24 protein-coding genes and 2 riboswitches are annotated in these 26,542 nt (G+C 46.3%); of the genes, 17 read left to right on the top strand and 7 right to left on the bottom strand.

Annotated elements, in window-relative coordinates; all coding sequences use genetic code 11:
* The first annotated feature begins 22 nt into the window (after positions 1–22).
* Together larC and QT973_RS02870 are read left to right on the top strand one after the other, a co-directional pair.
* Positions 23–1,459 carry a nickel pincer cofactor biosynthesis protein LarC gene (gene larC, locus QT973_RS02875; RefSeq protein ID WP_333390537.1) on the top strand — a complete coding sequence of 479 codons (1,437 nt, stop codon included), beginning with the start codon at positions 23–25 and terminating at the stop codon, positions 1,457–1,459.
* 251 nt (positions 1,460–1,710) lie between these two features.
* Positions 1,711–2,274 carry a Uma2 family endonuclease gene (locus QT973_RS02870; RefSeq protein ID WP_333205591.1) on the top strand — a complete coding sequence of 188 codons (564 nt, stop codon included), beginning with the start codon at positions 1,711–1,713 and terminating at the stop codon, positions 2,272–2,274.
* Between the two features lie 289 nt (positions 2,275–2,563).
* Here the strand turns inward: QT973_RS02870 and QT973_RS02865 are convergent, their stop codons facing one another.
* Both QT973_RS02865 and QT973_RS02860 read right to left on the bottom strand, forming a co-directional pair.
* Positions 2,564–4,912, bottom strand: coding sequence for a PhoX family phosphatase (locus tag QT973_RS02865; protein WP_333054991.1), 2,349 nt, complete (start codon positions 4,910–4,912; stop codon positions 2,564–2,566).
* 372 nt (positions 4,913–5,284) lie between these two features.
* On the bottom strand, positions 5,285–5,752 hold the full coding sequence (locus QT973_RS02860; protein WP_333054992.1) for a hypothetical protein: 468 nt from the start codon (positions 5,750–5,752) through the stop codon (positions 5,285–5,287).
* A 274-nt stretch (positions 5,753–6,026) separates the two neighbouring features.
* Between QT973_RS02860 and folK the strand changes: the two genes are divergently transcribed.
* The 5 genes from folK to QT973_RS02835 all read left to right on the top strand — a co-directional run bounded on the left by folK (position 6,027) and on the right by QT973_RS02835 (position 10,324).
* Positions 6,027–6,509 (top strand): 2-amino-4-hydroxy-6-hydroxymethyldihydropteridine diphosphokinase, encoded by a 483-nt coding sequence (folK, locus tag QT973_RS02855; protein ID WP_333054993.1) that lies wholly within the window; start codon positions 6,027–6,029, stop codon positions 6,507–6,509.
* Between the two features lie 187 nt (positions 6,510–6,696).
* Positions 6,697–7,245, top strand: coding sequence for an NUDIX hydrolase (locus QT973_RS02850; RefSeq protein WP_333055091.1), 549 nt, complete (start codon positions 6,697–6,699; stop codon positions 7,243–7,245).
* Positions 7,246–7,394: 149 nt separating this feature from the next.
* Positions 7,395–8,840: an FAD-binding domain-containing protein gene (locus QT973_RS02845; RefSeq protein WP_333055093.1), complete on the top strand. Its 1,446-nt coding sequence runs from the start codon at positions 7,395–7,397 to the stop codon at positions 8,838–8,840.
* A gap of 207 nt (positions 8,841–9,047) precedes the next feature.
* Positions 9,048–9,659, top strand: a complete 612-nt coding sequence (locus QT973_RS02840; protein ID WP_333054994.1) for a Uma2 family endonuclease — start codon at positions 9,048–9,050, stop codon at positions 9,657–9,659.
* A gap of 17 nt (positions 9,660–9,676) precedes the next feature.
* Positions 9,677–10,324, top strand: a complete 648-nt coding sequence (locus QT973_RS02835; protein ID WP_333261800.1) for a Uma2 family endonuclease — start codon at positions 9,677–9,679, stop codon at positions 10,322–10,324.
* Between the two features lie 102 nt (positions 10,325–10,426).
* Here QT973_RS02835 and QT973_RS02830 read toward each other — a convergent pair whose 3' ends face one another.
* Entirely contained in the window at positions 10,427–10,876 is a 450-nt protein-coding gene (locus QT973_RS02830) for a hypothetical protein (protein WP_333054996.1), read from the bottom strand.
* Positions 10,877–10,973: 97 nt separating this feature from the next.
* On the opposite strand from QT973_RS02830, the gene QT973_RS02825 reads away from it, so the two are divergent.
* Complete coding sequence (locus tag QT973_RS02825; RefSeq protein ID WP_333054997.1) at positions 10,974–11,300, top strand: hypothetical protein; 327 nt, start codon at positions 10,974–10,976, stop codon at positions 11,298–11,300.
* Positions 11,301–11,315: 15 nt separating this feature from the next.
* Positions 11,316–13,451 (top strand): pentapeptide repeat-containing protein, encoded by a 2,136-nt coding sequence (locus QT973_RS02820; protein ID WP_333054998.1) that lies wholly within the window; start codon positions 11,316–11,318, stop codon positions 13,449–13,451.
* 166 nt (positions 13,452–13,617) lie between these two features.
* On the opposite strand, the gene QT973_RS02815 is transcribed toward QT973_RS02820, so the two are convergent.
* On the bottom strand, positions 13,618–15,192 hold the full coding sequence (locus QT973_RS02815) for an FAD-dependent oxidoreductase (RefSeq protein WP_333231893.1): 1,575 nt from the start codon (positions 15,190–15,192) through the stop codon (positions 13,618–13,620).
* A 248-nt stretch (positions 15,193–15,440) separates the two neighbouring features.
* Positions 15,441–16,139 carry a Uma2 family endonuclease gene (locus QT973_RS02810; protein ID WP_333055000.1) on the bottom strand — a complete coding sequence of 233 codons (699 nt, stop codon included), beginning with the start codon at positions 16,137–16,139 and terminating at the stop codon, positions 15,441–15,443.
* Positions 16,140–16,438: 299 nt separating this feature from the next.
* Positions 16,439–16,585: riboswitch (cobalamin riboswitch) on the top strand.
* Between the two features lie 61 nt (positions 16,586–16,646).
* On the opposite strand from QT973_RS02810, the gene QT973_RS02805 reads away from it, so the two are divergent.
* From QT973_RS02805 to QT973_RS02770, 8 genes are all read left to right on the top strand, one after another.
* Entirely contained in the window at positions 16,647–17,366 is a 720-nt protein-coding gene (locus QT973_RS02805) for an energy-coupling factor ABC transporter permease (RefSeq protein WP_333055094.1), read from the top strand.
* Positions 17,367–17,369: 3 nt separating this feature from the next.
* On the top strand, positions 17,370–17,690 hold the full coding sequence (locus tag QT973_RS02800; RefSeq protein ID WP_333055001.1) for an energy-coupling factor ABC transporter substrate-binding protein: 321 nt from the start codon (positions 17,370–17,372) through the stop codon (positions 17,688–17,690).
* An 8-nt stretch (positions 17,691–17,698) separates the two neighbouring features.
* Positions 17,699–18,499, top strand: coding sequence for a cobalt ECF transporter T component CbiQ (cbiQ, locus tag QT973_RS02795; RefSeq protein ID WP_333055002.1), 801 nt, complete (start codon positions 17,699–17,701; stop codon positions 18,497–18,499).
* Positions 18,500–19,318: 819 nt separating this feature from the next.
* Positions 19,319–20,137, top strand: coding sequence for an ABC transporter substrate-binding protein (locus QT973_RS02790; protein ID WP_333055003.1), 819 nt, complete (start codon positions 19,319–19,321; stop codon positions 20,135–20,137).
* A gap of 420 nt (positions 20,138–20,557) precedes the next feature.
* Positions 20,558–21,133, top strand: coding sequence for a Uma2 family endonuclease (locus tag QT973_RS02785; protein ID WP_333055004.1), 576 nt, complete (start codon positions 20,558–20,560; stop codon positions 21,131–21,133).
* 43 nt (positions 21,134–21,176) lie between these two features.
* A riboswitch (cobalamin riboswitch) is annotated at positions 21,177–21,321 on the top strand.
* Positions 21,322–21,439: 118 nt separating this feature from the next.
* On the top strand, positions 21,440–21,880 hold the full coding sequence (locus QT973_RS02780; protein ID WP_333261797.1) for a hypothetical protein: 441 nt from the start codon (positions 21,440–21,442) through the stop codon (positions 21,878–21,880).
* Between the two features lie 19 nt (positions 21,881–21,899).
* A complete protein-coding gene (locus QT973_RS02775; RefSeq protein WP_333261794.1) occupies positions 21,900–22,766 on the top strand; it encodes a methyltransferase domain-containing protein in 867 nt (288 codons plus the stop codon).
* A 229-nt stretch (positions 22,767–22,995) separates the two neighbouring features.
* On the top strand, positions 22,996–23,844 hold the full coding sequence (locus tag QT973_RS02770; protein WP_333055008.1) for an ABC transporter ATP-binding protein: 849 nt from the start codon (positions 22,996–22,998) through the stop codon (positions 23,842–23,844).
* A 156-nt stretch (positions 23,845–24,000) separates the two neighbouring features.
* On the opposite strand, the gene QT973_RS02765 is transcribed toward QT973_RS02770, so the two are convergent.
* Both QT973_RS02765 and bicA read right to left on the bottom strand, forming a co-directional pair.
* Complete coding sequence (locus tag QT973_RS02765) at positions 24,001–24,702, bottom strand: diacylglycerol/polyprenol kinase family protein (protein ID WP_445242995.1); 702 nt, start codon at positions 24,700–24,702, stop codon at positions 24,001–24,003.
* A 143-nt stretch (positions 24,703–24,845) separates the two neighbouring features.
* Positions 24,846–26,519 (bottom strand): bicarbonate transporter BicA, encoded by a 1,674-nt coding sequence (gene bicA / locus QT973_RS02760; RefSeq protein ID WP_333055009.1) that lies wholly within the window; start codon positions 26,517–26,519, stop codon positions 24,846–24,848.
* Positions 26,520–26,542 lie beyond the last annotated feature (23 nt).

Genomic DNA, 26,542 nt, shown 5'->3' with positions numbered 1-26,542 from the left:
TGCTAAAAATTAATTGTTAACAATGAATAAAATAGCTTATTTTGACTGTCCAACCGGCATTGCTGGCGATATGTGCATCGGAGCTCTTGTCCACGCTGGCGTTCCTTTAGAATACCTAATCGAAAAACTCAATTTGCTCGGCATTTCGACAGAGTACCAGTTGCGGACGGAATTAGTCCACCGGAATACTCAACAAGCAACTAAATTTTATGTCGATTTAGCTGCGGATTTGTCGTTAAAACCAGAAAATCCCGCTACCGAACTCGATCCCTCGGAAACCGAATCCCCGACTTTCGACGCCCGCCACCACCATCATCACGGGGAAGAACATTCTCACAGTCACGGGGAAGAAGATGCAGAAATTAGCCACACTCATCACCGCAATTTGCCCGAAATTGAGCAAATCATCGTCTCTGCAAAATTGCCTCCGCGCGTGGAAGCCTGGAGTTTGGCCGTATTTGGCAAATTAGCAGAGGCAGAGGCTGCCGTACACGGTATCCCCGCAAGCGAGGTTCACTTTCACGAGGTGGGGGCGACGGATGCAATTATTGATATTGTGGGTACTTGTTTGGGTTTGGATTGGTTGGATATTGAGGAGTTTTACTTTTCGGCGATGCCGACTGGTGGCGGTACGGTGAAGGCGGCCCACGGCCGATTAGCGGTGCCGACGCCGGCGGTGATGCGGTTGTGGGAAACGCACCGAGTGCCGGTTTATAGCAATGGGATCGATCGCGAATTGTGCACTCCTACGGGAACTGCGATCGCCTGTACTCTCGCCGCTGGTTTCGGCCCGCCACCGTCGATGCAAGTTCAGGCGATCGGTTTGGGTGCAGGTTCTCGAAACCTGGCAATTCCTAATATTTTGCGCCTCTGGATTGGGGAGAAGTCAGAAGGAAGTTCGGCAACGGATTCTGTAACGGATGTAACGGATGTCAGAAAGAGGGCAGAAGGAAGAGGGAAGTTTTTAAACAATACTCAATTCCCAATTACGGATTCCCAATTACCAATTACCAATTCCATAGAAACTATTACGGTACTGGAAACGCAAATTGATGATTTGAGTCCGCAGGCGATCGGCTATGTTTTTGATGCTTTGTTTGCCGCCGGAGCTCTGGATGTTTTTACTGCCCCAATTGTGATGAAAAAGTCGCGGCTTGGGGTTTTGTTAACTGCCATTTGTCATCCAGAATTTGAGGATGCTTGCGAAGCTGTGATCTTTCGCGAGACTACTACTTTGGGAATTAGGCGATCGACTCAACAGAGAACTATTTTGCACCGAGAAATCCAGACTGTTCAAACAGAATACGGCGAAGTCAAGATCAAAGTGGCGAAGTCTGGACAAACGATTGTTAATGTACAGCCGGAATACGAAGATTGCGCGGAAATTGCCAGACTTAAAAATATTAGCTGGCGGGAAGTTCACCGCTTGGCGCTGCAAAGTTGGTACGATCGCACTTAATCAATTACAGTGACTTACATGAGGAATTTAGTCCCTGACGGGCTGACAATCAGTCAGACCCAGCAGGCTTGAGGAATATCTAAATCAGAGGAATCAAAACCTCTGATATCATGTCGGGTCGATTACCCCTAATACGATAGGGGCGGGTTCACGAAAAATATCTGCCAATAATTGACCATCTCAAAAACCCGCCCTTTTAATCGCTTTTTCTTCAAGCTATTATAGAAACATACTTGATTCTCGATCGCATTATGGTTGCCTTACCCGATCGCCCATCGATGAGTGCAGAAGAATACCTGGCTTGGGAACCCACCCAAGAGGAACGCTACGAGTATTGGGATGGCGAAGTCGTCGCCATGAGTGGGGGCACCCGCAATCACAATCGAATTTCAGGAAATTTCTTCAGAATCCTAGATGATGCCCTTGTCGATCGCCCTTGCGAACCTTACATCGCGGATGTCAAAGTCCAAGTGGAACGAGGGCAAAAATATTTTTATCCTGATGTTGTGGTAACTTGTGATGAGCATGATAACGATCCGCAATTAGTGCAATTTCCTTCCTTAATTATCGAAGTTTTATCGCCTTCCACTGAAGCAGCAGATCGCGGCATAAAATTTGCTAAATACCGCCAATTTTCAACACTGCAAGAGTATGTATTGGTGCAAGTTGAACAGCCAGGAGTAGAGATATTTCGGCGCAATCAACAGGGGCAATGGGTTCTCTCCGAGTATGGTTTGGGCGATTCCTTGCAACTTGAATCGGTGAATCTAGAAATTGCGATCGCCGATTTATATCGCCAAGTACAATTTTCTTAGTCTCGTATTTGTGTGTTACTAATTTGTAGGGTGCGTCGCTACCAGATGAGAAATGGAACTTGCAGATTGACGGGTGGCGACGCACCTTACCATTTGTGTGGTGCTAATATTTCAGAGCCCCGACTTCTTCAGCCAAGTCGGGGCTTTGGGTGTTCAGTTTTTTGAAATGAGCTTACTTAACCAGGATTTACGCACTCGACAAAAGAAACCGGGTTTTTTACCAAATCTTCGGACTGCAACGCGTCTTTTCGTAAAAAACCCGGTTTCTGAGCCCCATCGTAAGTCCTATTTAAACAAACTGGCCCGTTGGAGTCGATCGCACCCGACGAATTCCAATCACCGACGGCATCGGCGAACGACGCCTGTCATTCTCAATATTACTCGGCCACAAACTGCCGCGAGAAACACTACGAGTCTGATTAAAAACAGCACCGTTCAAATCCAACATTTCAATTTGCCGACTCAGTACAGTACCATCATCGATCGGACAATCTTCCCCAGGATGCTGCACCGCAAGCAACAGCGTATCTCCCACAAAAGTCGGCCCCGTCATTTCGCATCGGTTCGGGCCGTAAGCAAACGGAATTACTGTTCCTGCATTCGGCCCAGAAGTGGGAATATAAAACAGCCAATTGTTGCCAAAAACACCAGTCAAATCTGACACATTTCCAGTCTTGTTGTGGTCGATCGTCTTTGGCTCTCCACTCGCACCGACATCAAAACCGTTGTGCGTGCTCGTAGACATATCAGTGACGACCCAAACATTGCCTTGAGGGTCAAAATCCAAATTGTCTGCATTAGCAAATCCCGCCCCATCTACCGCACCGGCTTCTCCACCCTGAGCCAAACGCTGCCAGCGGAACGTCAAACCCGCACCGTCGGGACTGTCTTCAATTATTTTGTAAAGTCCTCCCGACTGCTGATTGCTGTTGACTGCGCTACCGTATTTAGCAACATTAAAAATGCGAGAATCTGGATAGCCGTCGCTTCCCGGTGCGCCGTCAGTATAAGCAATGAAAACTTCCTTCGTAGTAGGATTAACTTCCAAATCTTCCGGCCGCGCCGTCGGAGTGCCACCAATCAAATTAGCAGCTAAGAAAGCATCAACTAAAACCGCGCCTTGGCTGCTGTAGAAATTAGCCAGAGTTTTATTTTGGTAGCCCGAAATTGCTGTTGCTTCATTGGTTGTATCTACTACAAAAGAACCGCCGTCTTCGGTTTGACCAGCAATTCCGGCGCGTTTGGGCAAGCGAGTAGCGGCATCTCTTTGAGCTTTGCCAAAACTTGCTAATTCCGCCTCGCCAACTCTAGAAGGACGCACCGGATTTGTCGGGGTATTTAATGTCAGTGGCAGCCATCTTCCAGTACCGTTGCGGTTATATTGGGCAACGTACAAAACCCCATCTTCAAACAATCGGCTGTTGTTTTTATCTGCGGGATTGGTGACATTACCGTTGCTGACAAATTTCCAGGTGTGTCCGCCGCGCCGATCGTCCCCCATGTAGCCTATTAACTTGCGGCCTGCTTCAGCGCGAATCGCGACGTTTTCGTGGCGGAAACGGCCCAACCATGAGTGCTTCCGGGGGCGGAAACTTGGATCTAGGGGATCGACTTCTACCATCCAGCCGTATTTTTCGCCGACTAAGCCAAATTCCTCACCGATAGTGCCCTTGGCGTAGCTGGTTTGGCCACCGTTGGGTTTGACGTTTTCCTGAACCCCGACGAAAAATGCTTCGCTACCTTGGAAGTTTTCTTCGGCGGAGAGGATTGTTCCCCAAGGGCTTGTGGCGCCGGAACAGTTGTAGGCTGTACCGATGATGCGGTTGCCGAGTCCGTCGGTGTTGACTTGCGCGAAGACTTGGGTAGCTGCAGGGCCCGTGCCGATGAGGTAGTTGTCGTCCCCTTGTCTGGTTCCCCAGGAGGTGACATCTTTGTATTTGTCGGTACGCTGGCTGTTGATTCCGAGGCCGGAAAGTCCGTGAATACGGCGGTTGAGGGGGTCGCCGGCGATCGCCTGAAATCTGCCGTTGGCTTGTTTGGTGATGCGGACGATCGAACCACCGAGATTGTACAGGAATTCGCCGATGGTATCGCGATTCTTTACGGATAAGTCTATACCGAGGACGGCGCGCTCGGTTGTTGGAAATGATGCCAAGTCTGACGGGGTATCGGGTGCCTCTTTCGACATTGGGAAGGATACGTACTCGTGGTTAACCCAGAGATAACCGTCGTCATTGCTGCCGCGAAGGCCTACAAAGCCGGTGTAGTCGCAGTTGTAGCCGAAATAGTCTGCCGGATTGGGAAAAACTCGATCGCCCCAGCGGACAATCACGTAACGTTCGTATTCCGGCGGCACAACCACATCGTCAACAATGCTGTAACTCGTTAATCTAGTATCCTGTGAGGCAGCCATCACAGTTCCCTGTCCGTTTAAGCCCATCGGCATAAAGCTGGACAATTCTCGATAAATCGGCAGCGGGTGGGGAAGTCTTAACGGAGTGAAAGATAGCGGAACTACAGCTTCGGCCGAGGTGGAATTGATGCCGAATAGTGTTTTAGTTACTTGAGGGGCAAGCACAGTGGTAGCTGCACTGCTGCCGAAGAAAATTAGCAGTTGTCGGCGAGTTATTTTAGACATAAATTCCTGTTCAGCCCAACTTCCCTAATCAGATGATTCCGTATGAAACTATATCACTGTTCAATTAAGGGAAGTTAACCTGAAGGTTAATTAACATTGGGAGATATTTAGGTTAACAACAAGTTAAAAATAGGAAATTATAGCAATCATAAATCATTTGTGAATTTCTTACTCCCTCCCCTTGATAAGGGGAGGGTTGGGGTGGGGTAAAAATTTCACGAGTCATTTAGGATTGCTATAGTATGAGAGAGATATTTAGGAAAAAATATCTATCCGTGTATCCGTGATTTCCGTGTCGTGCTGTTGGTTATTTGTTATTTGTTATCTGTTACCAATGCCCGATGCCCGATGCCCCATGCCCGATGCCCGATTTCAATCATCTCGAAAACCTGGATCATTTTCTCTGGAGGTCGATCGACTAGGCGCAGGTACATTCCTCACTTGCGAAAATCCAGAATTTGGGGACGAAATACCGCCGTTTCTGAATCCCAGCAGCAATTGAGCATCGGCAAAATATCTAGTCCACTGTTCGATTCTCGCATCTTGTTGCCAGTCGCGACGGGATACTCTCGATCGCAAAACTGGAACTCTTTGTCGGCTGCGATCGGCTGTAATAATGACTGTAACTTCTGTTAATGCCGGATTTTCTTGAAACTCGCGGGCGATCGACTCTTTCGCTAAATCTTCCGCCTGCTGCACTAAACTCGCAAAAGATTGACTACCGTCCGAATCTAGGGTAAGGTAGCGCTCTTTTGTTTCAGCCAAACCTATTGATATACTTGCTGTTAAACTGATAATTGCTAGAATGACAGCCGACAATAAGCGTAGGTACAAATTCATTATGTTTGAAACTAAATACTAACACTTGTCAATAATAGTTAATAAAATTTAACATACTGTTAAGCTTAAATTAAAATAATATTTTGTGTTATCAGAATGCGCCAAAAATGCAGGCTTTAGGGGGAAAGTTTCGTAAAAATACAACTTGTATGGGCGGGTTAAACCCGAAATCTGTTTAGGAATCAAAGAATATTGATAAACCCGCGCCGCCTTAATCTTCTCTCTTCCTGACATCCGTTACATCCGTTACACAATCCGTTGCCGAACCTTCCTTATGAAACTAACAAAATGTGCGATCGCCCTCGGTAGCAACTTAGGCGACTCCCTAGCCACACTCTCTAGCGCGATCGTAACCCTAAACAACACCCCAGGAATAGCAGTAAAATCCCATTCAAGCTGGTATCAAACCGCCCCCGTCGGGCCGCCCCAACCCGATTACATCAATGCCTGTGCCATCCTAGAAGTTGCACTAGAACCCGAACAATTACTAGCAAAATTATTAGAAATTGAAATAAAATTTAATCGAATTCGCCGAGAAAAATGGGGGCCAAGAACCCTCGACCTAGATTTGCTGCTGTACGACAATTTAATCCTAGAAACTCCCACACTGACTCTACCTCATCCCCGGATGACCGAAAGAGCTTTTGTATTAGTACCTTTAGCAGAAATTGCCCCGGATTGGGTGCATCCGGTGACGAAAAGTGCGATCGTCCAACTCCTGCAAACCGCAGACTGTTCGGGAGTGCAAAAATTGTAACTGTAAAAAGTGAGTACAATTCACCGATCGTACCAGTTTCAAAAAAAATGCAACCGTAGCTAAGCTGCCAACTGTGATAGTCATCAGTCATTCCCAATCTAAAATCTAAAATCTAAAATCTAAAATCGTATTAGATCGCCTATGATGTCTTAAATCGGTGCACCCTAACATTATTCGCTTGTCGCTTATGTCGATCGGTCAAGAACTACCCCAACTCCTCAAACAACGCCTATTTTACCAAGGGCGCAAATTCAACTTTGACGTAGCCACCCTCCGTCTTCCCAACGGTTCCGAAGGCGAGTGGGAATGTATTCGCCACCCAGGCGGAGCACTTGCAGTTCCCGTCACACCCGAAGGTAAACTCGTCTTGGTACGCCAATATCGCTTTGCCACAAAAGGGCGAATTTTAGAATTTCCCGCAGGTACAGTAGAAATCAATGAAAATCCCGCCGAAACTATCAAACGAGAAATCGAAGAAGAAACCGGATATCGCGCCGGAAAATGGCAGAAATTAGGGCAATTTTTTCTCGCCCCCGGTTATTCCGACGAAATCATTTATGCTTTCTTAGCCCAAGATTTGGAAAAACTGGAACAGCCGCCAGCACAAGATGATGACGAAGACATTGAAACAGTTCTATTCACCCCTGAAGAATTAGAAAAAGCTATCTTAGCTGGGGAACCCATTGATGCAAAATCTATTTCTAGCTTTTTCTTGGCACGTCCCTTTTTGATGTAAATCTGACTGACGGAAAAACCCGGTTTCTTATAAAAATCGTGCGTCCAACCGATAAATATTAACTTAGAAACCGGGTTTTTGAACCCGCTTGTGTCCAGAACTGTAAAATCTAAAATCTAAAATCTAAAATCTAAAATCGAATGTCTGATATATCCAATCTAATTTTATTTTGGCACCGCCGCGACTTGCGTATTTCTGACAACATCGGACTGGCAGCAGCGCGCCAGCAAAGCCCGAAAGTAGTCGGAATTTTTTGTCTCGATCGCAATATCCTAAATCGCGATGACGTAGCCCCAGCCAGAGTCACCTACATGATCGGCTGCTTGCAAAAACTCTCCTCGCGTTACAGGGAAGCAGGCAGCCAATTGCTGATAATTCAAGATGACCCGATCCTAGGAATACCGAGATTAGCAACAGCTATAAATGCCCAAGCAGTATTTTGGAACTGGGATGTAGAACCCTACGCCAAACAGCGCGATCTGGCCGTCTCAAACGCCCTCCAACAAGCAGGAATTCAAGTTCAAAATTTCTGGGATCAACTCCTGCACGCCCCAGATGAAATTCGCAGCGCTACAGGGACTCCCTACACAGTTTATACACCATTTTGGAAAAAATGGAACAGTCAACGAAAAGCCCAACCAGTAGAGACACTGCCGATAACTTATCTGGAATTAATGACCGGATTAACCGCCGAAGAACAAGCAATCGCCAACCAAGCAGGTGCAAGGGAAACAGTGCCAACTGCCTCTAGTTTAGGATTTATTTGGGAAAACCCATTAGTAATAGAACCAGGAGAAGATGCAGCGCAAAAAAAATTAGAAGAATTTTGCGATCGGGCAATTTACAAATATCAAGGACAGCGCAATTTTCCCGCCATTAACGGCACATCCAAACTCAGCGCAGCCCTCAAATTTGGTGCAATTGGCATCCGCACTGTTTGGCAAGCTACCCAAATAGTAATGGACACTTGCAGCAGCGAAGAAGCGTCTACAAGCATCCGTACTTGGCAACAGGAAATAGCGTGGCGAGAATTTTACCAACACGCCATGTATAACTTCCCAGAATTAGCAGACGGCCCCTACCGTCAAGCATTCAAAGACTTTCCTTGGGAGAACAATGAAAAACTCTTTCAAGCTTGGTGTAAAGGCAAAACAGGCTATCCTATTATCGATGCAGCAATGCGGCAGTTAAATCAGACAGGTTGGATGCACAATCGCTGTCGCATGATAGTCGCCAGTTTCCTCACCAAAGATTTAATTATTAACTGGCAGTGGGGTGAAAAATACTTCATGCAAAAATTGATAGATGCCGACCTTTCTGCTAATAACGGCGGCTGGCAGTGGAGTGCATCTAGCGGCATGGACCCGAAACCTTTGCGAATATTTAATCCGGCGAGTCAAGCTCAGAAATTCGACCCGGAAGGGGAATATATTCGGCACTGGGTTCCCGAATTGCGTCGCGTTGATACTAAATTTTTGCTAACAGGAAATATTTCGTCTTTAGAACGCCGACTTCTTCATTATCCCTCTCCGATCGTAGATCACAACGAGCAGCAGCGCAAGTTTAAGGAACTGTACACGCAGCAAAAAATTTAAACATCACACCCAGAACCCCGACTTTTTGAAGAAGTCGGGTTTCTAGCTGCCCTTATTACACCTACCTAATTAATATGTGATATCATGTTCTGTTAATTCCCCTTAAAAAAATTGTTTGTAGTAAGGACTTGAGTCCTTGTTGACTCTATTCGAGGACTCAAGTCCTCACTACGAACTATTGATGGCTATATGAACGGAGAATTTTTCATGATTCAAACCATAATCAAATCTATAACATTTGAAGACTTTTTAGAATGGTATCCAGATGGAAAAGGACGTTTCGAGCTACGCAATGGAGTAATAGTTGAGATGAACCCAAATGGAGACCATGAGGAAGTTACAGGTTTTCTGCTTCGTAAAATTAACGTAGAAATTGACCGTTTAAATCTTCCTTATGTAACACCTTCAACTTATTTTGTCAGACCTCCCGAAACGACCACGGGCTACCAGCCGGATATTATAGTCTTAGACAAACCAGCCTTAATGTCAGAGCCACTCTGGAAAAAATCATCAGTTATTTCTCAAGGTAGCTCTGTTAAGCTTGTTGTCGAAGTAGTTAGCACTAACTGGCAAGATGATTACCTGGTAAAAGTGGCTGAGTATGAAAGATTGGGTATCCCGGAATACTGGGTTGTTGACTATGCTGCCTTGGGTGGTCGGCGGTTCATCGGCAATCCCAAACAACCTACTGTCTCGATTTACCAGTTGGTAGAGGGGGAATACCAGGTTAGCCAGTTCCGAGAGGGCGATACGATTATTTCGTCTGCCTTCGGGGAACTTAATCTGACTGTTGAGCAGGTTTTTAGCTCTATAATTTAAATAAATCGGAGGTTGAAATGGTAACGCTGCAATTAAGGCAAATCATTGTACCACCTGGACAGAGAGTGCTGTTAAATGATGTCAACTGGCAGGAATTTGAAGCAATTTTAGAAGAGTTGGGAGAACACCGTGGCTCTAGAATAGCTTACAGTCAAGGAACTTTGGAGATTAGGATGCCACTACCAGAACATGAATTCAATAAGGAAATCATTGGCGATATGGTGAAAATATTACTCGAAGAACTTGAAATCGATCGAGAATGTTTTGGTTCGACGACTTTTCAGCGAAAAAGTATGTTACAAGGAATTGAACCTGACAATTGCTTTTACATTCAGAATTATGCTCTAATGATTGGCAAAAAGCGGATAGACTTAACTATCGATCCGCCGCCTGACTTAGCTATTGAAGTGGATATAACTTCCAAAACTCAACTCGATGCTTACGAAGCTTTGGGAGTACCTGAAATATGGCGCTATGAAAATAAAAAGCTTCAGATTAATGTGCTTCAAGATGGGAAATATGTTGAATCGGAAATTAGTCCGACTTTTCCAAATCTGCCAATTATTGAAGCTATTTCTCAATATTGCGAACAAAGCCAAACAGTGGGCACGAGTCAAACTCTCAGATTGTTTCGCAAGTGGGTTAGAGACCAAATACAAAATTGATATGAAATCGGTCTTCCACGGACTTGCTGTAAGGAATCCGGCTTATTTACGATCGCCAAAAAGCAATTTTCTCACAGCAAGCGTCCTAATTCCGTTTTATTTTTAATTTCGCTTTTGGGAAATAGAGAGAGAGTAAGGGTGTTGACCTTGAGCTCGATCGCCCACAAAAATAACATAAGTCCCCTTGTCCCCATAACCGGAAAATTCTACATTCCCCGCAGCAGCATTCGCCGGCAGCACGCAGAAACGCCCCCTCGGCCCTTGAATCATCAAACTCGGAGCTCCAGCGGTTTGTACTGCAATCCGCCAGTAAGGCAAATCCTGCGTTACTTCAATGACGTGGTTCGGCCCTTGGGAGACAAAACCGCAGTCGCCACTATTGTTCGGGCCGCCGGAAACTCCAGAAACTCCCAGCGGTTCGGGAAATCCCGGAGCAATTTGTAGCGGTTGGCTCCGAAGGGCACCCGCATCCGCTAAAATCATTGCCAAGGCTACGGTCACGATCGAGCTAAACCACAGTTTGCCGCGATCGCCCGGATAATTTATCTTCATGTTTCCTCACACAATGGCATTTGGTTATAGTTCTTTGACGGTAGGGGATAATGGCAGTTCCAAACACATTAATCTAAAATAACTTCCGAATTTTTTTATGAATCCTCAAAATAACTTCAATTGGCAGCAAGCGTTCGGAGAACTAAAAGCTAAAGTAGAACGATCGCGACTCATCACACAAAATCCAGACAGCTATCAAGCCGTCGGAACCTTCTACAATCAATTACTGGACAAGTTTCAAAGACTCCCCAAACCTGGGCAGGTGGCAGCCTTTGCCGTCGGAGCGATAATTGTCCTGACAGTCTTCAATAGCGTCGTACAGCTAATTTCAGCGCTGATGACTCTTGCCGTTCTCGGAGTGCTAATCTACATAGCGTATAAATTGGCAATTTCCCCCCAGTCCTCAAATACTAACGACAAATAATAGGAATTTCTAAATATGGCTAACCCCACCGCGCCCAGCGGCATCAATCAACCCGATCCGTCTTGGCAAACACAATCCAAGCAAATGCCACTGCTGGTTCGCAGGTGCGGCGCTTGGGCTGTGGAAATTTCGTTAATTGCGGCCAGCGCCCTCGTTCCCTTCAGTATCGGGGCATTAGTCAACCAGGAATCTCAAACCGTACCGCTCAATTCCTCAGTAGCAGCAGCATCCGAAACCGTCGCCCGTACCTTGGGCATACCCGTGCGCGATCGCAGCCCCAGAGTAGCACCCCTAACTAATCTATTCTGGTCGGGGGCGCTGCTGGCACCGGCAGTTTTAGCGGGGTGGCAACTGTTTTTGCTCGCCAGAACCGGTCAAACTATCCCCAAACGCTGGTTCGGCGTCAAAGTTGTCACAGCGTCGGGTACTCCTCCGGGTTTTGGGCAAGTGCTAATTCGCGAAAGTTTGGGGCGCTGGGGAGTGCCTCTGGGCGTCGCTTACGGCATTTGGCGCTTGACGGGAGCGTTTCCTGATTTGCTGATTTTAGGGGGGCTCAGCGGCTTGGCAGTGCTCGCAGACGGGGCTTTTGCATGGCGCTACAAACGGCAAACGGGACACGATCGCCTCGCCAATACTTTGGTCGTCAACGCTCGATCCCATCAACTGTCTGCCAATCCTGTCAAGACTCAAGATTGGACTGAGGAAGACGCGCAGATTGCGGCTTTGGTTGTGACTCCACCAAGCGGCCTGAAAGTAAATGCCAGTTTGTGGAATTGGATGCGCCAACACCCAGGCACAACTTTAGTAATAGTTACCGTCGGCAGCGCGGGATTGATTTTAACTTTGTTTGTCGGCACTCTCATCTACACTCAAAGTCAAGCAAATATGCGGGATTCCCGGCAGCGGAACGACGAATTATTTGTGGCTTTAGTCAGCAAATTGTCTCCCACATCGGCTAGCGGGGCATCGGGCAGGCGATCGGCAATTTTGGCTTTGGGGGCGGTGGAAGACTCCCGCGCCCTACCCCTGCTATCGGATTTGCTAGCTCAAGAAGACAACCGGGCCATGCTGGACGCGATCCAGCAAGCTTTAGTCAGTAGCGGGCCGAAAGCTTTGCCTGACTTGCAGCGGTTGAACCAAGCCCTCAGCAACGACCTCGATTCCCTGCGGTTTGACGGCAAGGCCCCGGAACGCGAGTTAGCGGCCGCCCGCCAGCGAACAGTACAAAGGGCGATCGGCAAAATTCTCACAGTGTATAGCAGCCAACTCAACGGTGTCGATCTCAGCCGCACGGATTTAGCTCAAAGTCCTGCCGGCCCATCTCAGTTTACTTTAGTTTTAAACAAAGTTGACTTGTCGGGAATTAAGTTGAGAAATGCCAATTTAACCAATGCCAGCTTGCAGGGATCTCGCTTTTACGGCACCGGCGAAGACAGGCGTCCGGGTACATTTGACGATTGGATTTCTGACTTGAGCGGCGCTAATTTGGAAGGAGTAAATTTGACCGGGGCGTCTTTGAACAGTGCTGTAATGAACGGGACTAATTTTGTGCGCGCTGTCATGAACAAAGCTAATTTGTCAAACGGCAATTTGAATTCAGCTAATTTCAGCAGTGCTATTTTAATTGGAGCCAATTTACAGGAAGCAATGTTAAAAAATGCCCGTTTTACCGGAGCCGATATAGGAAGCGCGAATTTGTCGCGAGCGGATTTGTCCGGTGCACGTTTGGGCAAAGTTAAGGCTCAAGGCGCTCAGTTGTCCTTGACAAATTTGTCTAAATCGGAATGGCAAGGTGCTGATTTATCCGGTGCTGATTTGAGCGGCGCAAACTTACAAAATGCCAATTTGACTTCGACTAAACTCGCCAACGTGAATTTAAAAGATGCTCGGTTGCAAGATGCCAATTTTCGGAATGCAGAGGTGAGTTCGGTTGATTTTCGGGGCGCGAATTTAGCGGGAGCGGATTTTAAAGGCGCGGTGTTTCTGGGGAAAGCAGCTTCGGAGCAATTTATTCAAAATCCCACGACTGGTAGTAAATCAGGTAGATTCCTAGGAGTTGATTTTGCGGAGGCTAAGAATTTAGATAAAAGTCAAATTGCTTACATTTGTTTGCAGGGGGGGATTCATCCAAAGTGCCCGCAGAAGAAGTAAGGATTTGTTGTTAGCGAGTAGGCTAATACAGTTGAGCATTTAAATTGTATATTCACGGCGGGTGGGACACCCCAAAAAAGTTTGATTATTTTTTGACATACAATTTAAATGCCACAACAGCTTAGTCAACAATCAATAATCATGAGGAGTGCAACCGGGATTGAGATTATGCAATAGCATCCGAAGTGACAAGAGTCTCGAATTGCGCCAATAGCATTGCCTCACCACTATTGGGAGTTCCAAAAATTTTAGGTAACTGGCCTGTTTGGGCGAGAACTTGTCTCACTTCTTGGTTAGATACATCGGCTAGATTTTTGTTATTTAGAATGGCATTAACCGCAGCGATACCCACACCTTGACCAACTGCAGCGTTGAATTCAACTATTCTGCCGACAGAACAGGCTAACCCTTCAAATCCCGAACACGGACTGACTACTGCCAAGTTAGGAACGTTTTTAATTAATGCGTGGCGGATGCCAATATTAAAGATAGGCTGTTTAAAACTCAGACTTTTAAACCATCCTAGACTGTTTGCTTTCTCGCCAATACCCTGGATGCCTCCCCGTACATCAAAATGATAGCTAAATGTTGCCAGGGCTTCATTAGCAGGTACGCCACCTAACAGCATTTGTGCGCCAGTTAAAGGTTCTACAACTCCCGTCACATTGCCAGCGTGTCTGATATAAAGTTCTGAGGCATAAGTAACAGAAGTAGCCCCCAAACTCCTCAGCCAAGTTGTAATAAATAACATCTCTCTTTGCATATTAGCCGTGGGTTTGCTCCCGCTTCTAGCTAAGGCTTCGGCTTCGCTGGCTGTGACTGCAAATAAAAGCGCATTCCACGAAAGTCGGTCATTTGGAAGTATTGCTATATTTCCCTCATCTAAAATTATGCCAGTTTCAGAAAAAGATAGTTTTCTTCCTCTAAATGAGTGGTAAGCTACAGACAGAGCCGGCGCGCGAACATCGATGTAATCGTTACCCGCCCACAGAGTTTTGAGATTGCCTTGAGTGTCCCTCATTTCCCGCCGCAGCTCTTCTGCTAGTTTGGCATCCTTGCCTGCGGCGTACAGCAAAAATTTTTGACTCTCTGCATCGGCCAGGTTGGTAAAGCGTTTTAGATAAATATAATCGAATTCTTTCAGTGCTCTTGCACTGAGTCCTTGGGTTTCAAAAACGAGGGTGACTGGAAGTTCTGAATTAGGCAGACCAAATGTTTCAAATCCCTTCAGCTTTCTCACACCGGCAGCTTGAGCTAATTCGGCATTGACAGTGGCATCAATAAATTGCTTGCCGGCATAAACTACGCCTTGAGAGGTGGTTATACTGACAATTTTTTGACCTTCTTTACTGACTGATTTAATTTCTACTTTGCTCAGGAGATCGGCCCCAGCTTTTACCAGCATTTCTTTCAGGGCTGCACTGGCTTTGCGGGGGTCAAGTGCAATTGCGGTGACACCGGATTTTTGTAAGAATTCTTTATAGATTGTCGCTGGTGAACCAAAGGTATCTAACTTTAAAGATTTTTGAAGTTCTTCACTAATCTGACTTCTATCTAAATAAGCAAGACCGCCTCTTACCAAATGCCCGCCAATTCCTTCTTGCAAGCTTCCTTTAGACATCAGTAGAATTCGCGGATAACGCTTTGTTCGGCGAAGATATTCTCTGGAGGCAGAGATAACAGCTAGAACTCCTGGAACTTCATCACCAAAACAGATGATATCGTAAGAACGCAGATTCATGACCATTATTTAATAACCTCTGTTGATTTTCATGTTTTCGAGCTGCATCTCAATGTTTGCCGTCCAACTTTCTGTTTTTCCCAAATCTAGCTAGATACTTCCTGATTTTTGCGATAATATTCACACATTTCTGGAGGCAGAAACCGGGTTTTTTCCAGAAAATCCTCCTTTGAGGACGATCGATCGGGCGTTGCAAAACCCGGTTTGTGAGCGTCTAGAGTACAACACTGAGGTACTCTTGATTGCCATCAGCCCAGATTATCAGGATCTATCCCCAACTCCCGCAATCGCTGAGCCAGTCGATCGGCGCGCTGGGATTCCTGTTGGGCGCGCTGCGCTGATTCTTTCACCTGTTCTTCAGGTGTCAGATAACGTTTTCCATCGGCATCATACCAATACAACCACTCTCTTGTCACCCCAGAATAACTTCCCCTTTCACAACCAATCCCCAAACCAATTTCAGGCATCCAAACTGGATGTTCTGGCTGTAACTCGTACTTCCCATTGACTAACTTGTGTACTTCCAAATGAGGTTTACGGCGGCGGCGGGAAGAATAAATGACGTAATAAAGTACGCCTAAAGCTTGATAAGTGTCTAATTTTGTGCTGTATTCCTTGCGATAAGTTGGGGAAACAACTTCCAGCACAAAAGTAGGCAGAACATTTTCATCCCACAGCACGTAACTGGGGCGCAATTCTTCGTCGTAAAATCGTTCTACTCCTAAACTTAAGAAAGCATCGGGGACAATGGGCGGTTCGTCAGGGTGATGATAAATACCCATATCTATGCCAAAAAACCAGTCCATGCGTTCTGCCCAAAGTATGAGCAATATTGCTTTTAACAACCCTGGTATTAGTTCTTGCAGTTCGTTATCCACAGGAGTTTCATCTGAGTCTGGTAGTTCATCGGCTGAGGGCCAGTGCCTCGGAAATTTGTAATCTAACATGGCGGCTTTCCTCAAAACTCACTAATATTATACCGTTGATTTGTTGGGCAATAGTATTTATGGAACGAACCGCGAAGACGCGAAGGAAGAGAAGATGAGAGGTAATTTTGACTTAGGAACGCGAATTAAATAACTTACAATTTTAATTGTGATTGTGGGATGGGTGTCCCGCCCGTCCACTCATGACGGGCTATAAGAGCCCATCCCACTTTCAAGAGTGGAAGTTATTTAATTCTCATTCCTTAGTTAATCTGAAGTAATTTTTGTAAAAGATTTGCTGAGACTTACGCGATCGACTAAACTATGTGTAACCAGTCGGTTCTAATGGGGAGCAGCCGTTAGAGGAAACGGGGAAAGTTCGGTGCAAGTCCGGCGCTGTCCCGCAACTGTAATGAGAGTTTTGTCGCTTTCTGAGTCAGGATGCCCGCCGATGTGTTAGTTTACATAGTCTCATCTGCGAGGTTCAGCGTGAAGGCCAGAAATCGGAAATTGGTCAGCTTGGGATTGATGGCTGGCTTGAGTTGTTATATTGTCCTGGGTTCGGCAACGCCCGCCGCAGCTATGCACATTTCGGAAGGTTTTTTGCCGGTGCAATGGGCGGCGTTTTGGTGGATGGTGGCGTTGCCTTTTTTTGCAGTAGGTTTGCGATCGATTACTCGTATTACAAAAGAACACCCGGAACTTAAATTATTGCTTGCTTTGGCGGGTGCGTTTACTTTTGTGCTTTCTGCTTTAAAAATTCCCTCGGTAACGGGCAGTTGTTCTCACCCGACGGGTACCGGTTTGGGTGCAATTTTGTTCGGCCCTTCGGTGATGGCTGTACTGGGGGCTTTAGTTCTGCTGTTTCAAACGTTACTGTTAGCTCACGGCGGGCTGACAACGCTGGGAGCGAATATGTTTTCGATGGCGATCGTCGGCCCTTTCGCTGCCTATTTTATCTATCAATTGCTGATGCGAACTGGCAGGCAACGGGCGGCAATTTTTTGTGCGGCGGCTTTAGCAAATTTACTGGCTTATGTGACGACTTCGATTCAATTAGCGTTAGCTTTTCCGGCAGCAATTGGCGGTTTTATGGCTTCGTTTCTCAAGTTGGCTGGCATCTTTGCTATCACTCAAGTACCCCTGGCGATTAGTGAAGGATTGCTGACTCTATTGGTCTGGAATTGGCTGCATTCTTACGGGAAGCCGGAGTTGGAAACTTTGAAATTATTGAGACAGGAGTCATAAGCCGTGAGTCAAAAAAACACAAGAAATCAGCAAGCTACTTCACAACAAAATTGGATGTTGGTAATTGCTGTTATCGCGCTTGCCGTTATTCCCCTAGTTTTTGTCCGGGGTGAATACGGCGGATCGGATGGGGAAGCACAGAAAGCGATTGCGGAAATTCAACCTGACTATCAACCTTGGTTTAACCATTTTTTTGAGCCTGCTAGCGGAGAAATTGAAAGTTTGCTGTTTGCGACTCAAGCGGCGCTGGGGGCTGGCGTAATTGGATATGCGATCGGGCTGTACAAGGGGCGATCGCAGCGACAAAAATCTGATGATGAATAGCCGTCAGAATGAACCATCAGATTGATAGTCTGGCTTATACAAATCGCTTGCGGGGGTTGCCGCCATCTCACAAGTTATCCTTTGCGATCGCCCTTTTAATTCTGTCTCTCGTTTCTGGGGCGATCGTCCAATTGTCGATCGGCTTTTGGTTAACCGTCTGGATCGTCATCTATGCGGGTATTCCGGCGAAACTGTATTTGCGGTTGCTGTCGCTACCGTTGATGTTTTTGCTGACAAGTTTGCCTGCTTTGGCGCTGGGTGCGGTTGAGTTAAGTCAAATTCAGGAAATTCAGTGGGATATTTGGCAAGGTTGGGGCATTAGCATCGGCACTTTTTATCTGTATGTGAGCCGCACTGGAATATACCAAGTGAGCTTGCTGTTTGCCCGCGCCTTCGCATCGACAAGTTGTATGTATTTCATTCTCTTGACGGTTCCATTTACCGAAATCTTGCAGATTCTCAGACAATTACGCTGTCCAGAGTTAGTCACAGAACTGCTATTACTAATGTATCGGTTTATTTTTAGCTTATTGGCGATCGCCCATGAACTTTGGATAGCACAAAACTCGCGCTGTGGCTACCGCACTTGGAAGCGGGGAATGCAGAGTTTAAGCATTTTAATCGGGCAATTGCTTCAGCGAACTTTGGAAAACTACCGTCAAGTTTCGTTGAGTTTAGCGTCGCGCGGCTTTAATGGAGAATTGCGCGTTTGGAATTCTTACCCTTATAAACCTTCGCGAAGATATACATTTGAAGCCGTGTTTGGTTGCACGGTTTTAACTTTGTTAAGCGCGGTACTTCAACGCTAAATTTATTGTTATTCCTGGACGAATGGGGGTCAGAAACCGGGTTTTTTGACCTAATCTGCGATCTAACGCGTCTTTTCGTAAAAAACCCGGTTTCTTTGGTCGGAGTGGGTAAGTCCTGCATGATATTCACGATTAGTGCCGGTGACGGTGGCGGTGGTTAATATCAACGGGAGTTACGCATCACAATCAAAGAAACCGGGTTTTTACAGAATCTGCGGGTTGTAACTGAGATATTGCAGCATTCTCAATAATCTTTTTATGAACAGGCTTTCCGGCTTGTTCCACAAGAAAATTTATCTCTTGTGGAACAGGCCGGAAAGCCTGTTAAGCGAGAATGGTGCAAGATGTGAGTTGTAACCAAGTATTCTCGCAAAAAACCCGGTTTCTGAACACCCGCGCCTCCAGGAATATTGTTGATAATTCTCCTATTCTCGTTAGTTTAGCGGGCCGGATTTGAATAAGGGCGATCGCACTTCTTGCAACAGCTATTACAAATACAGCGGATTCCAGGTTTATAAAGTACACCCCAGAAACCGGGTTTCTTGTGGATTTCTCGCCAGAAACCGGTTTGATTCAAGAAACCCGGTTTCTCTGTACTTCACTTACCTGGAAAGTGCTGTATGACTTTTATGAACTTAATTAATGAATTATATGAATTGACGTGAACATTAGTTGAATGAATAATTACAGTATCAAAATAAATAGAAAAAATTCTGTATCAAGATACTAACAAAAACAACAGCCCGCCCCCCATTATTTTTATTATTGCCATCGGCTTAATTTGGTTGGGCGCCTACAAGTTCCTTCCCGGTTTATTGAATGCCAAAAATTAAAATAGACCTACATCTACATCTACATCGGCAACGATCGCACCCGGAGCGCCAGACGAGCTTTGCCAATAATCTATCAGGATTTGGCAGCTACATCTTTCGGACAGTACCCAATATTAGCTTAATGGCAGCTCCCTTAGCAGAATATGGAGTGAAAACAGCAGCCAAAACTAATATTGCGGTTTGTTATGATTCCCAAGCACCGGATAACATATCATTTAAAGATGAATTTGTGGCATCTCTTACTGCTGCTGGTGGCAAATTAGTTCCCACTGTTTGCGACTTTTATTTACCCTCTTTTAATCCCGAAAGTGCGATCGCCGATGCTGTCAGCAAAGGTGCACAAGGATTGATGGTAGCGCCCCACATCGATCGCATTGACCGTGCCATTTCTCTGGCTCGCATCAATCGAGGCAAATTGCCACTCTACGGCAGCACTACGCTCTACACCTTTCAAACTTTAAAAGACGGACAAAAAGACGTTGACGGGATTGTTTTGCCCGTTCCCTGGCATCCTGAAACTAATCCCGGTAGCCGTTTCCCAGAAAATGCCCGCCAGCGTTGGGGAGGCATTGTGAATTGGCGAACAGCAACGAGTTTTGACGCGACTCAAGCTGTCATCGCTGGCTTGCGGCAAAGCAATACGCGGGAAGGATTGCAACAAGCACTCAGAAATCGGAGTTTTTCAACAGCAGGATCGAGCGAGGATGTGAAGTTTTTGCCCACGGGCGATCGGGCTGGGAAGCCGATTTTAGTGCAAGTTAAACAAGGAGGAAGCACTGGCTATAACTTTGTCCCGCTGCGGTAAGTTTGTTAAGTAATATCATGTCCAGTCGATTGACCATGATTCCTGTAGGGGCGGGTTCACCAACAATATTTGCCAAAAACCGACAATCTCAAAAACCCGCCCCAGCTTATGTATTATGCGCGATCGATCGGACATAATATAAGTTTCCTAAGTGCGATCGGACTCATATTTTGCATCATTTTTATTAATAAAGGGCTAGTTTGTGGGGTGGGGGCGGGTTTATTTAACCTGTCTGCACCATGAGAAAGCTTTTGGCGAACCCGCCCCTACAGGCTTTTTCTTTTTCTCAGACTATTCGTGGGAATGCGTAGCCGAAGCTGCGGTATCCAAATAATATCGAAATAAAGATAACAAATCATCCCTCTAATTAAGGATTTTTAAGATAAACTGAAATGAGTAGATTAAAGGAGAGCGTTGTGTATGATCGCGCAAGTTGAAACCAAAACCTACACCGCTGAGGAATATCTAGAATTAGAAATCAATTCTCTGGATCGGCATGAATTTATCAATGGGGAGATTGTTCTGATGGCTGGCGGCACACCGGATCACAATGAAATTACCACTAATTTAGTTGTTGCGCTGAAACTGGCGTTAAAAGGGAAACCATATCGGACTTTTAGTTCGGATCAGCGGCTTTGGGTTCCGCAGCTTAATAATTATACTTACCCGGATGTGATGGTGGTAGCGCGCCCGATCGAGATGCAATCTGGACGGACGGATACAATTACTAATCCGCTGCTAATTGCTGAGGTGCTGTCTAAAGGTACCAAAGCTTACGATCGCGATGAAAAGTTTGCTGCTTATCGCAGTATTCCTAGTTTTCAGGAGTATTTATTAATCGACCAATATCGGCTACAGGTGGAGCAATATTCTAAAACTGATGCGAATAAGTGGATTTTTTCGGAATATAGCTGTATGGGCGATCGGCTGAGTTTAACATCTGTTGCTGTGGAGATTTCGCTGGCTGATTTGTATGAAAATATTGAGTTTGGTTAATAGGCACACGGCTTTTTTTGTCAAATATCCCAAATAGTGGTAATATCCCCGTATATCGATCGGCTCTGATGAAAAACACACATCAGACGTAAGGGGGAAAGTTCGGTGCGAATCCGGCGCTGTCCCGCAACTGTAATGAGATCATTGCATCTCTGAGTCAGGATGCCCGCCGATTTGTTTACAATCATGTTTTTCATCTGCGAGGTATGGATGATGGTGAGTTCAATATTTTTACAAATAATCTGCTGTTGTGCTCCGTTTCCCGATCGACAATAACGAAATTTTAGGCAGCGGGAAACTAAAAAAATGCGAATCGAAGATAGTGTTTGGCAGGGTAGTTTTGGCTACTGGCAAAACTTGTTTATTCATCAGAATATTTTGTCGATCGGACATACCGCTTGGAATGGCTTTTTGCATCAAGGACGAGGCTTGGTTGCTTGCAAAATCAATACTCCCATTAACGGCTATGTGAATTGGAGCGTAGATACTATCAAGTACGATCTGGAATTTATTTCCGACTTGGAGGCAACCGTTTATTTGCAACAACTAGAAATCGAGCAAAATACTGTTTCAAATCTGCTCCAAATCATTGATAGCTACGAACCCAAGGAAGCAATTATATTTTTGTCGATCGCCCACGGTAACATTGATATCAATTTGTTGCAAAAGTTGGCAATTTCTCCGGTTGAGTGCTATGAACAAGTATGCAAGCGCTGGGAAGAATTTCAACTCAGCCCTAAATCCTAAAACTTACTAAATTTTCCCAATGTCGCAGCCAAAATCTATCGAAATTTCTAAAGTAACTCGCTACCAAAATGCAGCGCTTAATTACTATTTGGGCTTGACAGATTCGCCCTACCTTCACTACGGCTATTGGGAAACCCTACCTGTGCCCGCTGACGAACTCACGATCGCACGATTGCGCGTCGCTCAGCAAGCTTATACTGTAAAACTGTTAGATGCAATCCCCAAAGGCACTCATACGATACTCGATGTGGGCTGCGGGATTGGCGGAAATGCGGCTTATTTGCTCGATCGAGGTTTTGCAGTCGAAGGGCTCGCACCCGATCCTTTCCAACAACAGCGCTTTCTTAAGTGTACGCGCGATCGGGCAATCTTCCACCTCACGAGGTTTGAAGACTTCAAAGCAACCCATTTCTACGATCTTATTCTCTTTAGCGAAAGTAGCCAGTATATGTCGGCTGTTGATATTGCTAACGGTGCCGCCAAAATCCTCAATCCCGGCGGTTACGTTTTGCTGGCTGATATGCTGCGATCTGATGCTAATTATCAAGAGGGAATGTTCTCTAATTGTCATGTTGTTACGGAACTTCATGCAGCATTAAAGCAAGCTGGATTCACTTTAGTAAAAACTGAGGATATTTCCGCCCATATTTTGCCAACAATCGATTTGTATGTCGATACTTTCCGCCGATATGGACTAAATACAATGATTTATGTTGCAGATTTGATTGCGATTACAGTTCCCCCCGTCCACAAATTCCTGCGCTGGATATTTCGTCGCTGGTTCAAGAAGCTGGTGGTTGAAGGATTGGAGGCAAGTCAACTTTTTGAGCAACATCTCTGTTATGAAATGCAACTTTGGCAGTTGGCAAAATCTGATCGAGACTGACACAAATTTAGCAATTATAAATCATTTGTGAATTTCTTACTCTCTCCCCTTGATAAGGGGAGGGTTGGGGTGGGGTAAAAAGTTTACGACTCCTGCAAGGATTGCTATACAATTGAAATCGGTAATTGGTAATTGGTAATTGGAGGCATAGCCTCCGGGTATGTATTCCCAGGCAGAGCCTGGAAGGCTATAAAAAATAACAAATAACAAAAAATAAAAAATAACAAATATGTCTGAATGGATTCTCGAATTCGATCGCACTTCCTACTCCTATCCCTGCGGTTCGCGAGTGGCAATTCAGGGTTTAAATCTCAAAGTTCCCGCTGGGAAACGGTGCGGGCTGATCGGTCAAAATGGCTGTGGCAAAACCACATTTTTTCTGTTAGCAAATGGCTTATATCAACCGCAACAGGGAATGATTCGCTGGCACGGTGAACCCTTGCGCTACGATCGCAAATCTTTGATGCAACTGCGCCAACAAATCGGACTCGTCTTTCAAAATCCCGAACATCAATTAGTAGCTTCGACGGTAGAAGAAGATATTTCCTATGGATTGTACAATTTAGGCTTGAGAGAATCCGAAATTGCTCAACAGGTGCAGCAGGCGATCGAGCAATTCGATCTAAGCGAACTCGCCCGCGAACCAATTCACAATCTCAGTTTGGGCCAGAAAAAGCGGGTTTCCATCGCCGATATCATGATTCTCAAGCCCAAACTGCTGCTGTTAGATGAACCTACCGCCTATCTCGATCCGCGTCACACCCGACAACTGATCGGTTTACTTCAACAAATTCACAGCGCCGGAACCACTATCCTTTTAGCAAGTCACGACCTCGATTTCATCTACCGCTGGGCTGATTGGGTGTTTGTAATGGATCGAGGAAAATTGATTTTAGAAGGAACACCGGAAACCGTTTTTGCTCAGCGGGATGTCTTGGAACAATTGCAGCTTGGCGTACCGCTGGCGATCGAGCTAATCGAGCAAATAAGGGCGATGTTTCCAACAGACGATCGCTCAAAAATCCCCGTTTTCGAGCAATGGCAACAACAAATTTTACAAGCACGTCGGCTGCTTTAACGGGACTTAGACAATTGATAATTGGGGTTGCTGATTCACGGTATGAATCACCTTTGATCGGAATTTACAAAACTCACCCGACTTGGTTTATAGCAATTGCAAAATCTTGAATTCCTACCTGTATCCAGTAACGCCCCCCGTGGGGGGAAGTTCAGATTACACATTACCAATTATCAAAAATTGATTTAGGAAAAAGGCGATCGCCCCACTGCCGATCGGCACAGTCAGATTGTCAATTCCCAGCTTGGAAACCGACTCCAAAGTAGCAGCAGCCAAAGCTACAACAGCAGACACAGCCCAAGTTTGCCAAATATTGCCTTGAACCGCCAGCAAAATCAAACTACTAATAGCAAAACTCACCAAATACATAGTTGCAGAACCTTCCCAACTCTTTTGTATTCCCCCAACTCGATAAATATGTTTGCCGTATTTCTGGCCGATGACAGCAGCCAATCCGTCGCCCCAAGTCATCACTAAAATGCCCAAAGCAGCGTATTCCTGATGTTGCAGCGGCCAAAACCAAGCTACGAGAACGCTGATACTAACAGCATAGAAAAAAGTCCCCCAACTCTTCCGGTTGATACTGTTAAGACTGGGCAAAATCGGAACTTGGTAAGAAATTAGGGCGATCGCACCTGCTAAAACTCCCGCCGAAATCCCCACCCAACCGGGTATTTCCAGCCACCAAGCCAGCAAAATCACATTTCCAGTACCGATGTGAACCACCTTCCGCGATACTTCAGGATTGACAGAAGTAAAGCGATTTAACCCCTCAGCGACCAGTAAAATCAAACCCAGCCAGATACCCACGAGGGAAATTTGCAGCCATACAGTGGGAATTTCGGAAAATATAGACACGATATTTAGGAAAAACTTAGAGCGGGCAATGTTTATAACTTTAGTGGAAATAGGAAGGTGAAACGATCGATCGAGCCATAGAAATAGCAGGAAAAACGGGCACTCCTGCTAAACCACTACTATTTTGGCGAATTCGCGCCTTGTTACACAGGCGCTCCCAAGGGGATGCCTTTGTTGTCAACCACAGCGACGGCTTGTCGCAAGGCTGCGGTACGATCGCTCATGACATGCTCTGGCGCAATCAGATCCAACAATCCCAACTTCTGCAAGCGCTGCTGAATTTTCTCGCTGGCACCGACGATGTAAACCTGCAAACCCTTATCGCAGGCATCGCGAATCGCATTTTCGATCGCCAGCGAAGCCGTCACCCCCAGCATGGGCACAGCAGTCAGATCCATCACCAAAGCATCCGCATCCTTCATAGCATTGTGTTCGCGGGAAATCGCCTTCGACAACCCAAAAATCATCGGGCCGCTCAAGCAGAACAGCAACACGCGCCCCCTACCCCGATCCAAGAGTTGCTTCTCCTCCTGACTGAGGACCACATCATCATCCGTATCGGAAATCAGCTTCACTCCCGCAGACTGCAAACTACTCAACCGTTCGATAGTCAGGATATTGGCAATAAAGACGCCCACACCCACCGCCACAATCAGATCCACAAACACAGTCAAAAACAGCACCCCGTACATGATCAGGGAACCCTTAACAGATACTTTGTGCGATCGTTTCAGGAAACTCCAGTCAAGAATATCAATCCCCACCTTCAGCGCAATCCCCGCCAACACCGCCATCGGAATCGGTTCAGTTAACTTCGCCGCGCCCAAAACCACCACCAGCAGCACCAACGCCCGAGTTAAACCCGACAACGCCGAAGTCGCGCCTGTTTGGATATTGACCACAGTTCCCATCGTTGCCCCGGCCCCCGGTAAGCCACCGCAGATCCCCGACATGATATTGCCAATTCCTTGACCGATCAACTCCTTATCGGACTTGTGCTCAGTCCGCGTCAGACTGTCCGCCACCACCGCCGTCAGCAAGGTATCGATACAGCCCAGCATCCCCAGCATCACCGCATTCACAAACATCACCGTGAGTTGACCGGCGGAAAAAGTCGGCAATTGCAAGGGAGGCAGTCCCACCGGAATTTCTCCAATCCGGCGAATATCCGCGCCCTGAAACACAGTCAGGGAAATTACCGTGCCGACAATCAGCGCTATCAATTGCGGGGGTACGATTTTCTTCAGCTTTTTGGGCATCAGGAAAATAATTGCCACCGTCAAGATACCGAGAATTGCTTCCGGCGGATTTACGTTTGCCAGCAACTGCGGAATTGCCATAAAAGTGCCCAAAACACCTCCTTTGGGAGGGGCTTGACCCAGAAACGGTGCAATTTGCAGAATTATCAAAATCACGCCAATTCCCGACATAAAGCCCGAAATCACGCTGTATGGCATCAGGGTGACGTATTTCCCTAGCTTGAAAATACCAAAGATGATTTGAAACAACCCCGCCAGCATCACAACGGTAAACGCCATTGCTAGCCCTTGTTCGGGATTGCTGGCGGTGAGGGATGCGACGATCGCAGTCATCACCACAGTCATCGGCCCTGTGGGTTCCGAAATCAGTGTTGGGGTGCCGCCAAACAGCGCCGCAAAGAAGCCAACACAAATGGCACCGTACAGTCCCCCGATCGGCCCGATTCCCGAAGCGACCCCGAAGGCGAGGGCCAGGGGCAGCGAGACAATGGCAGCCGTGACACCGCCGAAGATGTCGCCCTGGAGATTATTGAAACTAATCCGATTAGTTATTGACATGAGTGGTGCATTAATAAAATAGA

The sequence above is a fragment of the Microcoleus sp. Z1_A1 genome (genome assembly GCF_036700305.1).
Taxonomy (GTDB): Bacteria; Cyanobacteriota; Cyanobacteriia; order Cyanobacteriales; family Microcoleaceae; genus Microcoleus.
This window is presented reverse-complemented; position numbering and strand designations above follow the sequence as displayed.